Consider the following 11,052-nt stretch of genomic DNA (forward strand, 5'->3'; position numbering starts at 1 on the left):
AGAGTTAATAACTTTAATTTAAAATTGCTCTTGCTAAAAAGTTTGGATTGGGTGGCTTGTGCGTTTATTTTCTTATGATAAACCTAAGATTAAAGTGCAAAAGATAAAGGCTGATGGTTTTAGCGGTTGGTTGAAGTGCACGCATTGTCACGAGATGATTCATGCGAATGAATTGGGACAAAATTTTAATTGTTGTCCCAAATGCTCTTATCACTACCGTATTACAGCGGCTGAGAGGATAAAACTACTAGCTGATAAAGATTCCTGGCGTCCTCTTTATACAAATCTTAAATCACAAGACCCGTTAAAATTTGTTGATACTGATACTTATCCAAATCGTTTAGCTAAGGCTAGAAAAGATAATACAGAAAGTGAAGGAGTGCTTGTTGGTGTTTGTGCCATAGGCGAACATCCTGTAGCTTTGGCTGTCATGGATTTCAATTTTATGGCAGGATCTATGGGCGCTGTCGTTGGAGAAAAACTTACACGACTCGTAGAGAAGGCGATAGTGTCAAAGCTTCCCGTAATTATTGTTTGCGCTTCCGGAGGCGCAAGAATGCAAGAATCTGTGTTTTCTTTGATGCAGATGGCGAAAACTTCTGCAGCTTTAGCAAAATTACACGAAGCAGGCCTACCCTACATTTCTGTTTTGACTAATCCTACATCCGGAGGAGTCACAGCTTCTTTTGCTTCTTTAGGCGATGTGATTATTGCAGAACCTAAAGCTCTGATCTGTTTTGCCGGTCCTCGAGTCGTTGCCCAAGTTATTGGTGAAGATCTTCCCGAGGGTGCTCAAAAATCTGAATTTCTTCTCGAACACGGAATGATTGATAAAGTAGTTGAGAGGAAACAATTGAAGAGTACTTTGCAGAGTTTACTTGATTACTTTTGTGCTCAAGAATACACTGGCGGCCAAGATAAAGCACCTAGGGATCTATCTAAGACCCTTAAAGAAATTTTTTTATTGACAGATGATAGTGAATGAAACATCATGCCTGACACTCGTAGTAACCACGGCACTGTTCTTATGACTATATTTTGTGAATTAGAGTCTGGAGTAGATCTTCCAGAATATTCCACAGAAGGCGCTTCGGGCGCAGATCTTCGAGCTAACATAGAAGAACCTATTGCTGTTTTACCGGGCCAACGCGTATTAATTCCTACAGGAATAAAAATGCAAATTCCTCAAGGTTATGAAGTGCAGGTACGTCCACGTAGTGGTTTGGCTCTGAAACATGGGATTATGGTTGTTAATTCTCCTGGAACAATAGACGCCGATTATCGCGGCGAAATTTGTATTATACTTGCAAATTTTGGAGAGAAAACTTTTATTATCGAGCCTAAGATGCGTATAGCTCAAGCTGTAGTTGCTCCTGTAGTCCAAGCAAAGTTTATGGTCGTGGATCAAGAAGAAGGATTAACGGCAACATCTCGAGGAAGTAGAGGTTTTGGGCATACCGGAGAGAAGTGACATGCCTTTCTATTGTGAGAGTCAACCTGATTTTTCCTTGTTTTCTCTTTTATCTCCCAATCTTATTATGTTTTTGAACAAAAACTCTCGGGAGGAGATTCTCCAAGATCTTACAGATCTTGCAGGTGCTGCTGGCTTACTAGAGAATAAGGAAGAGTTCTTTCAAGCTTTGGTGACTCGTGAAAATATCATGTCCACGGGTATCGGTATGGGAGTAGCAATTCCCCACGGTAAATTACATAGTTGTTCTGATTTCTTTATCGCTATAGGTATCCATTCTCAGGGGATTCTTTGGGATGCGATAGACGGAGCTTTAGTGCGTCTAGTATTTTTGATTGGAGGGCCTGATAATGCTCAAGCCGAGTATCTCAAGCTGTTATCCACACTGACTCTTTCACTTAGAGATGAATCTCGGCGTGAGAAGTTGCTACAAGTTACAACGATTGAAGAAGTCATGAATGTGTTCTTAGGAATGTAGTGGTTATGGATTTAAAATTAGAAGAATTAGCTTCTTTATTAGATGTTTCTGAAAATACTGTTCGCCGATGGCTGGATGAGGGGGCTATCCCTAGTTATAGCATGAATAATGAGCATAGATTCAATCGAGAAGAAATAGAGGATTGGATCTTACATAATCAAGTTCTAGTAGGATTAGAAAAAGATGAAAAACAAGAAGAAGAGTTCCGAGATCTTTCTCTAAAGTATAGCTTGTATAAAGCAATTTATCGCGGAGGAATTATCCGTGATATATCTGTAAAAAACAAAGATGAAGCCCTCCAATATGCTTCTTCTTATATAGCAGAGAAATTTAACCTGGATGCTAGTGTGCTGTTTGAGATGCTTACTCATCGTGAAAGTCTCATGTCTACAGGTATAGGAGAAGGAATCGCTCTTCCTCATGCTAAAGATTTTCTAATTAATGCGTACTATGATGTTGTTGTTCCTATGTTTTTATCAACAAGCATTGATTTCGGTGCTCTTGATGGTAAACCAGTCAACGTATTGTTTTTCCTTTTCGCCTCCCAAGATAAAAGTCATTTAAATTTAATAAATAAAATTGTGCATCTTGGAATGTCTTTAGAAGCCCGAAGTTTTCTAACGAGCTATCCAGAAAAAGAACAACTCCTTGCTTATATTAAGAATTGGGAGTCGCAAATCCATTAACTATCAATCTCTATAAAAGATTTGCAACTCCGAGTTGTGAAAAAAGTCCTATTGTTGTTATGGTGATCTCATAGGCTGATCTAGGAGATTATAGCAGCATGATGAGTTCTAAGCGTACTTCGCAACTTGCAATGCTTTCCATTTTGTTAACTTTTACCCACTCTGTAGGTTACGCAAGTGCTGCAGTTGCTCCTTTTGAAGTTAGCTCAGTATATTCTGAAGATTCTTTAATTGCTTTGGAAAGCAAAAAAAGCAAGAAAGAACAAAGAATCCAAAAGATTCAAGAGAATAGACGTGCGAGACAGGAAGCAAAAGAAGCTGTAGAAGCTAAAAAAAATGCTAAAGCTGCAGCAAAAAAGAAGGCTAAAAAGTCTAATAAGATCTCCTTCGCATTTACAGAAAAATTGAATCAAGAGCAAAAAGCTCGATGCCAAGAGCGTAAGAAACAACGCGTTTCTTTTAGAGAACAACGTCGTTTAAAAACTGAAGAGCGTAAGGAACAACAACGAGCCTTTGCTCAACAAATTAAACAAAGTGTGGATTATTGCTGCGAAGAGCTTGTTCAATATGGAACAGGAAGTCTTTTAACTCGTGGTGGAAAGTATTCTAAAAGATATCACAGATCTAATAACCGTGATCAAAATGTTATTGTAAGTGAGCAATCTGTAAAGACACCACCTCGTTTATCAGCTAGAGAAAAAGCTAAAATTAGAAAAAGAGCCGGTACAATAGTACGCGCAGCTCCTAATACTGAAACCCCTAGATCATTATTAAAAACTATGATCGTCAATAGGGAAGCAAAGGTTTCTTCTGAAGATAAAGAAGCAATTCAAGTTGTTCATGATATTAAAGAAGGCCCAGTACTACCAATTTTTGTTCGTCCTGATGTAAAAGTAGTTCGTGAAGATAGAAATAAACTTATTCAGGATTTAGCCAGAGAGCAGAGAGTTGCTAAGAGAAAATCTTCTAGAGAAGCTCTTGAAGCTCGTGTAAAAGAAAGTAAAATTCCTAGAGGCGGGAAAATTACTTCAACACTACGTTACGATGTTGAAAAGGCTGCAGCTGTTAAAGTTAGACGTAATGCCTCTGTAAATCCTCAAGTTCGTGCTCAAAAAGCATCGAATACTCGAAGAGATGCCCGTAATGGTCAGAATCAACAAGAATCTGCACAAAATGTAAAACCTGGTTCTACAGATCAACAAGAGCAAATTGCTAGCAATACACCGACTGATGATTTCTACGGCGTATCTTCTTCAGCAGGGAATACTAACGTAAATAGTTATCTTAATGCTAAGCAATATCGTTGTGACTCCTCTGAGACAGATTGGCCTTGTTCTTCATGCGTTGCCAAACGTCGTACACATACAAGTATTTCCGTATGCACCATGGTTGTTACAGTTATAGCTATGATTGTTGGAGCCATCATTATCGCGAATGCCTCGGATTCTACAACAACTACTGGCGGAGGAACAACCCCTCCTAATCCTACACCACCTAATCCTCAACCTACTCCATAAAGACCCACTTAGAATGTGAGTTTTATGTGAAAGAGACAGAGACTTAACAGTTTCTGTCTTTTTTTTTATTTTTATAAACTCTATTTTAAATAGAGTTTGTTAATTTTATAATTAATTAATTGGCTTCAAAAGATTATTATATAATTAAAGTATTTCATTTATTTTATTTTTATTATGTCTGAGCCCAAGCCAATATATCAAAGTCCTGCTTTAAATCAGGTGGAGATTGGAAAATCATCCCTAGATAATAATCCAAAAATTGCTAAGGCTATTCAAGCTACAGGAATAGCACTAGCTGTCTTAGCTATAGTTGCTTCTGTATTTTTGATTTTGGCAACACCCGTAGGTTTACCGATTTCTATGGCATTAGGGGGAGTCTTGCTCGGAGTCGGTGGAAGTATGCTATTCACTTCTGTGAACTCTTTGGCTCAAACTATGAAAAGAGCAGCTATAGAGAACAAACGTCAGAAGATTTTACTTCAGGAAAAACCAGAAGAAATAAAACCAAAAAATGAAATCTTAGAAGGAATGTGGCCTAGATATGATCACATGGTTGATGGGTTTGCTCATTTAAATATAGAAATAGGCAAACATGAAAAAAGTATTTTGAAGCAAATGGGTAAAAAAGAAGGTCTCGAGTTTATAGAGAGCTTAGATCAAATCACTAGCGATTACTTAACTTGTGTTAGTTTACTTGAAGGGCGTCAGTCTGTTTATTCCAAAGAGGATTATGCTCAGCGCGATGATAGTTATCCCAGTGTTGCTAAGAAAAATGAATTACTTATTAGATTAGGAGATAGCATCACTTCGAGATTGTCTAAAGGTGGCGGGGTCTTTTCTTTAAAGATGCAGGAATTAAGTAGTACGATGTCGAAAGTTCATGCAGGAGTAACTCTAGGTTTAGTGGCCGGAGGTATTGCTGCTGTAGGGGTTATCGCTGCGATCATTCCTGGAGGGATCTTTGCTCTGCCGATGATTGTAGCAGCTGCTATAGGAGTCGGTCTTGCTGTTTTAGGCTTGTCTTATGCAATAAAGACAATATTAAAGCGATCAAAGACAAATAAAAAACAATTATTTAAAGATCTTGCAGATACGATTAATATTAAAGATCTTAAAGATATGACTAGAGATCAATCTGTTCTTATGAATATGTTGAAAGTCTCCCTGCAAACTGATCAGAAGATGACCTTGGATAACAGAGACTTTTATGCGCAATATAACAAAGTAAGGGATACATTGCAGTTTTTAAATGAACATCTAGCAGAGATAGAGTTTAAATATAAGTATCTCAGTAAAGAATATCAGCAACGAGCTAGTAGGTTGGAAAGAGGATTGTCTGTCCTTTCTGATAGGAAGAATGCTCAAGAAGAAGATGATTATAATCCTCAGGTACCAGCAAGTGATCGAGAAGGTCTGTTAAATGATACTGCAGGATTTGATGAATTAGTATCTAAAGGTACAGATGCTGCTCGAAGTAGACGACAAAAGGATAGCAGTGGTGTGACATTTATAGGTGATTACGAACAGCATTTAGATGAGGATGAGTTAGGATTCAGTGGTGGATGGAGTCCTTCAGGTAAACGTGCTCTTGAAAAAATGTGGTCAGCAAAGCCAGCAGTAATGAATGAGGAAGACTATTTCATTTTAAATGAAGACGTGAATAAAGTGCTTACCTCTTATCGTAATGATATACAAGCAATGAAGGCAGACATTCAGAAGGTTGAGCAACTCTTTGCTGAGATGCAAGCTGGGAAAAATAGACTCGAGAACTACTCAGAACAAGTCATAGGTATTTGGACTGATGTAAGTAGCAATTGCCACATGATCCTCAATCACTTGGTGGGAATGCAAATGCGGTTGATAGCTTTTGTAGAATCTGGAGGGGTAATCCGCCCTAATGTGGGAAATGTTCCTAAAGGGAAGTTTCCCTATTAACAAGTAGAGTGTCTTCTAGGCGACCCCTTCTGTTCAAATTTATCCCAACGATTTAATTGCTCTTGTAGTGCACGAGCTTGAGGAGAGTTGGGATTGCTTTCCATCCACATTGCTAATTCCCGACGTTTATCATTCACCATAGAATCCAAGTTTTGAGATAGATCGTGAATTTGCGTTTCTTTTGTAGATATGGCTACGTCGTAATCGTTTTGTAGTTTATCATGTAGGTCACGCATATTTGGAATAAACGTATTCCGTATATTTGCAAACGCTAAGCGGAATTTTTCGATAGATTCTACCCCTAAATTCGATATATCTTGAGAAATCTCATTAGTTAATGAGGTGCCAAAAAATTTATTTTTTACAGGTAAATCTAAGATAAGGGCAACGGAAATAAGTAAAAGAATTATACCTAAGCTGATACCAAAAATTAGCCAGTTACCATAGAGTATGGTATAGCTCATTAAGGCTATCATTCCTAAACACGTAAGTATTGATATAGCAAAACACACCGTAGTGCGTAGTATTAAATTAGCACGATAATTGTCCCAGGGAAGGAGAAGAACTACCTTTTTGTCTATAGATATAGGTGCTAATGTCATGGGAACGTGACTCAGTTTATTAAATTCGGATTGCTTGACGGGGAAGAATAAATTTCTTGAGCTGAATTTGATATTTCCTGCCAAGTTTGTAGTCTTATCAAAAGACGTTGTTCTTCTTGTTTTAATTGTTCTATGCGTTGTTCCTTTTCTATGATTGAATAAATCAATTTTGAATAAGCAGTTTGAAGTAACTGGAAAGAGGATAAGGACGACGTTTTATTTTTTACTAGAGTTATAGTTTGCTGAATTTTAGACGGTAGGCATTTGATTAAATAAATCGTGCTAATAAGTAAAAGAATACAAACCAAAGAAGCAACCATTAAAGTTACACCACTGATTATTTCCGGAAGACTAGAAGAAATACATCCAAAAGCTACAATTACGGCTCCACCTATCATCGTACCGATCAAAAGTATAATAGCTAAAACGTAAGAAAGAGAGCTTTGCTCAATGAAAATAGCAACTTTTTTTTGTAACATTGTAGCATCCCGTTCTACATTGAAAAGAAGGGAACATTGACTAGGCAGGGATAGAAGAGTTGGGGAAATAGAATTAGAAAGACTTAATACCACAAAATTCCTTAAAATATAGTGGTGAAATTTAAAGAATATATTCATTTTATTCAATACGTAACATAAAGTAATTCTTTTTAAATTCTTTTCTATTTTAGTTTTTTATGAATAAAACTGTTGTTGTTGCTATGTCTGGAGGCGTAGATTCCTCCGTAGTTGCCTATCTATTAAAAAGATTTACTCCTTACAAAGTTCTTGGCCTCTTTATGAAGAATTGGGAGGAAGAAGATAGTGATGGCCTGTGCTCTACAGCTAAAGATTATGAGGATGTGGAAAGAGTTGCTAATCAATTAGACATTCCCTACTACACAGTATCTTTTGCTAAGGAATACCGTGAAAGAGTTTTCTCTCGTTTCCTTTCAGAGTATTCTAAAGGTTATACACCGAATCCCGATGTTCTTTGTAATCGAGAAATAAAATTTGATCTTCTTCAGAGAAAAGTCCGCGAATTGGGGGGAGATTTCTTAGCTACAGGTCATTATTGTCGTTTATCTTCAGATGTTGATGGTGTTCATTTACTTCGCGGTATAGATTCCCAAAAAGATCAAAGTTATTTTTTATGTGGAACACGAAGAGAATCCCTGGATAATGTACTTTTCCCTTTAGGAGATATGACAAAAACAAAAGTGCGCGTTATTGCTGAAGAAGCAGGATTAGCTACCGCTAAGAAAAAAGACAGCACAGGTATTTGTTTTATTGGGAAACGTCCATTTAAAAGTTTTCTTGAAAAGTTTGTGCCAAACTTAGAAGGAGATATTGTGGATTGTGATTCTCAGAAAGTTGTAGGTCGACATGAAGGCGCTCACTATTACACGATAGGGCAACGACGTGGGTTAGATCTGGGTGGCTCAGAAAAACCTTGTTATGTTGTTGGTAAGGATATAGAGAAAAACATTGTATATATAGTGCGTGGAGAAGATCACCCCTTACTCTATCAAAAAGAACTTACAGCTAAAGAATTGAACTGGTTTGTATCTCCAGAATCTATAATGCAATGTAGTGCAAAAGTACGCTATCGTTCTGCCGATGAAAAATGTGAAATTCTTTATTCAGAGGAGAATGGTGAAGTGCAAGTGCGATTTTCTTCCCCCATTAAGGCAATCACCCCTGGGCAAACAATTGCCTTTTATGATGGGGAGAAGTGCCTAGGGGGTGGGGTCATAGAAGTTTCTATGACTCCCCGTTTGGTATAGTTGCTGCAATACTTTCAGTAGCCTGTTCTTCATCACGTTCGAAAGTAACGCGATCTTCGGAAAGATTAGCGCGAAGTTTTCGTGCTTCTTGACGGCAAGATTCTTTAAGTAAAAGTTCTGCAAGAGGATCTTCAAGATATTGCTCAATAACACGACGTAAAGGTCGTGCACCCATTTCTGGAGAATGTCCTTTCGTGACCAAGAAAGAAATCACAGAGTCTGGAATACTTAATGCCATTTGGTAATTTTTCAAACGAGAGTCCAGTTTATTAATTTCTAAATGGATTATTTCAGATAAGGCATCTTTTTCTAAAGGACGGAAGATAACACTTTCATCTAAACGATTGATAAATTCTGGCTTTAGATGTTTCTTCACAGCATTTTCAATTTTTTCTTGAATCACTTTATAATCAAAATTCGATCGAGATCCAAATCCAATCTCTCCGCTTTTCTTAATTAAATCTGCGCCTAAGTTAGAAGTCATGATAATAATTGCATGACGGAAATCAATCTTACGGCCGAATGAGTCTGTAAGACGTCCCTGCTCTAAGATCTGTAACATTAAGTCCATAATATCGGGATGAGCTTTTTCAATCTCATCGAATAGAACAACACAATAAGGACGACGACGTACTTGCTCTGTAAGATGACCACCTTCCTCGTGACCAACATATCCTGGAGGTGATCCCATCATTTTCGTGGCGGCAAATTTTTCCATGTACTCAGACATGTCTACTTGAATTAAAGCATCCTCGCCACCGAACATTTCAATAGCAATTTGTTGAGCAAGTAATGTTTTTCCAACTCCTGTGGGGCCTAAGAATAAGAAGGAACCTGTAGGACGATTAGGATCTTTAATTCCTGTTCTAGAACGACGAATAGCGCGGCAAATACTTGCTACAGCTTGATCTTGACCAATAACTTTTTTGCGTAAAGTATCTTCTAATTTAAGTAGTTTTTCACTTTCTGCTTCAGTGAGTCTTGCAGAAGGAATTCCTGTTTGTAATGAGACTACTTGAGCGACAGCCTCTTCATCTACTGGAATCTGATGCTCTTCTTTGTGATTTTCCCATTCCTGTTTCATATTGGAAAGACGTTCTCGAAGCTTTTTTTCCTCATCACGCAAACCCGCAGCTTTTTCATATTCTTGAGTTCCAATAGCCTGTTCTTTAGCAAGTTTCGTAGTTTCAATCTCAGCTTCGAGTTTCATTAGCTCTGTAGGTTGATCCATAGTATTTACGCGTACGCGAGCTCCAGCTTCATCTAATAAATCGATAGCTTTATCAGGAAGGAAACGTCCATGAACATACTGGTCGGATAATGTGGCCGCAGCTTTCAAAGCTTCTTCGGTAATAGCAACGTTGTGATGCTCTTCATATTTCTTTTTCAGACCACGTAGGATTTCAATAGTCTCATCTACACTAGGTGGTTGGACAATAATTTTTTGGAACCTACGTTCTAAAGCTGCATCTTTTTCAATATGCTTGCGGTATTCATCAATTGTTGTTGCTCCAATACATTGAATTTCTCCACGTGCTAATGCAGGCTTTAAAATGTTTGAAGCATCAATAGCGCCTTCAGCAGCTCCAGCACCTACAATAGTGTGAAGTTCATCGATAAATAAAAGGATGTTTCCGTGTTTGCGTACCTCATCCATAACGGCTTTGATACGTTCTTCAAATTGACCGCGATATTTCGTTCCTGCAATCATTAAAGCAAGATCTAAAGTAATTAAACGCTTCTTACGTAAAGTGTCAGGAACTTCATTAGAAATGATTTTTTGCGCTAATCCTTCAACAATAGCAGTTTTCCCAACACCAGCTTCACCGATAAGCACCGGATTATTTTTTCTTCTGCGGCAAAGGATTAAAATCAAACGTTCAACTTCCGTAGAACGGCCAATAACAGGATCAAGCTTAGATTCGCGAAACATCTCCGTTAAATCGTAACCATAGGCTTTTAATGCTGATAGCTTATCACTTTTTTCTCCACCTAGGGTATGGCCTAAAGAAGAAGATTTAGAGGAGGAGGAGGAGGAACCTCGAGGATTAGAAGAAGATGCGGGAGGGAGTTGAAGATTGAATGTTTCCAGTTCTTTAAGAATTTCTTTGCGAACTTCTCTAGGATCAATATGTAAGTTTTCTAAAACTTGTAAAGCAACACCGTCAGCTTGATTTAAAATCCCTAAAAGAAGGTGCTCAGTACCCACATAATTATGTTCTAAAACACCGGCTTCTTCATTTGCTGATTCAAAAGATTTTTTTACTCTGCCAGTAAGTGCAGGGTCACCATAAACCTGAATTTCTGGTCCGTAACCGATCAATCTCTCGACTTCTTGCTTTGCAGTGTCGAAATCCACTCCTAAATTACGCAACACATTTACAGCTACACCCTGGCCTAGTTTGAGTAGGCCTAAGAGTATGTGCTCTGTGCCTAGATAGTTATGATTTAACCTCTGAGCTTCTTTTTTAGCCAATTTAATGACTTGTTTTGCTCTGTTAGTAAACTTCTCAAACATAAAAACCTAAAAGACCGGGTAGAACTTTCCTTAAGCATATACGAAATTTAAAATAATGATGCAACTCTTCGATAAATAGA

At 37.9% G+C, this 11,052-nt stretch carries 10 protein-coding genes; 7 read left to right on the forward strand and 3 right to left on the reverse strand.

Annotation, left to right across the window (positions count from 1 at the left end):
• Positions 1-58: 58 nt before the first annotated feature.
• From accD to H9Q19_RS04230, 6 genes are all read left to right on the forward strand, one after another.
• Entirely contained in the window at positions 59-985 is a 927-nt protein-coding gene (gene accD / locus H9Q19_RS04205; RefSeq protein WP_213240609.1) for an acetyl-CoA carboxylase, carboxyltransferase subunit beta, read from the forward strand.
• Between the two features lie 42 nt (positions 986-1,027).
• Entirely contained in the window at positions 1,028-1,471 is a 444-nt protein-coding gene (gene dut / locus H9Q19_RS04210) for a dUTP diphosphatase (protein ID WP_213242053.1), read from the forward strand.
• 1 nt (position 1,472) lies between these two features.
• A complete protein-coding gene (locus H9Q19_RS04215; protein WP_213240611.1) occupies positions 1,473-1,949 on the forward strand; it encodes a PTS sugar transporter subunit IIA in 477 nt (158 codons plus the stop codon).
• 5 nt (positions 1,950-1,954) lie between these two features.
• Positions 1,955-2,635 carry a PTS sugar transporter subunit IIA gene (locus H9Q19_RS04220; RefSeq protein WP_213240613.1) on the forward strand — a complete coding sequence of 227 codons (681 nt, stop codon included), beginning with the start codon at positions 1,955-1,957 and terminating at the stop codon, positions 2,633-2,635.
• A gap of 98 nt (positions 2,636-2,733) precedes the next feature.
• Complete coding sequence (locus H9Q19_RS04225; RefSeq protein ID WP_213240615.1) at positions 2,734-4,152, forward strand: hypothetical protein; 1,419 nt, start codon at positions 2,734-2,736, stop codon at positions 4,150-4,152.
• Between the two features lie 174 nt (positions 4,153-4,326).
• Entirely contained in the window at positions 4,327-6,087 is a 1,761-nt protein-coding gene (locus H9Q19_RS04230) for a stage II sporulation protein M (RefSeq protein ID WP_213240617.1), read from the forward strand.
• Here H9Q19_RS04230 and H9Q19_RS04235 read toward each other — a convergent pair.
• Both H9Q19_RS04235 and H9Q19_RS04240 read right to left on the reverse strand, forming a co-directional pair.
• A complete protein-coding gene (locus H9Q19_RS04235; protein ID WP_213240619.1) occupies positions 6,084-6,689 on the reverse strand; it encodes a hypothetical protein in 606 nt (201 codons plus the stop codon). The genes H9Q19_RS04230 and H9Q19_RS04235 overlap by 4 nt on opposite strands.
• An 11-nt stretch (positions 6,690-6,700) precedes the next feature.
• Complete coding sequence (locus H9Q19_RS04240) at positions 6,701-7,261, reverse strand: hypothetical protein (protein WP_213240621.1); 561 nt, start codon at positions 7,259-7,261, stop codon at positions 6,701-6,703.
• 104 nt (positions 7,262-7,365) lie between these two features.
• Between H9Q19_RS04240 and mnmA the strand changes: the two genes are divergently transcribed.
• Positions 7,366-8,454, forward strand: a complete 1,089-nt coding sequence (mnmA, locus tag H9Q19_RS04245) for a tRNA 2-thiouridine(34) synthase MnmA (RefSeq protein ID WP_213240623.1) — start codon at positions 7,366-7,368, stop codon at positions 8,452-8,454.
• On the opposite strand, the gene H9Q19_RS04250 is transcribed toward mnmA, so the two are convergent.
• Positions 8,432-10,972: an ATP-dependent Clp protease ATP-binding subunit gene (locus H9Q19_RS04250; RefSeq protein ID WP_213240625.1), complete on the reverse strand. Its 2,541-nt coding sequence runs from the start codon at positions 10,970-10,972 to the stop codon at positions 8,432-8,434. The genes mnmA and H9Q19_RS04250 overlap by 23 nt on opposite strands.
• Positions 10,973-11,052: the final 80 nt, after the last annotated feature.

Origin of the sequence: Chlamydia crocodili, assembly GCF_018343815.1 — a bacterium.
Classification (GTDB): Bacteria; Chlamydiota; Chlamydiia; order Chlamydiales; family Chlamydiaceae; genus Chlamydia; species Chlamydia crocodili.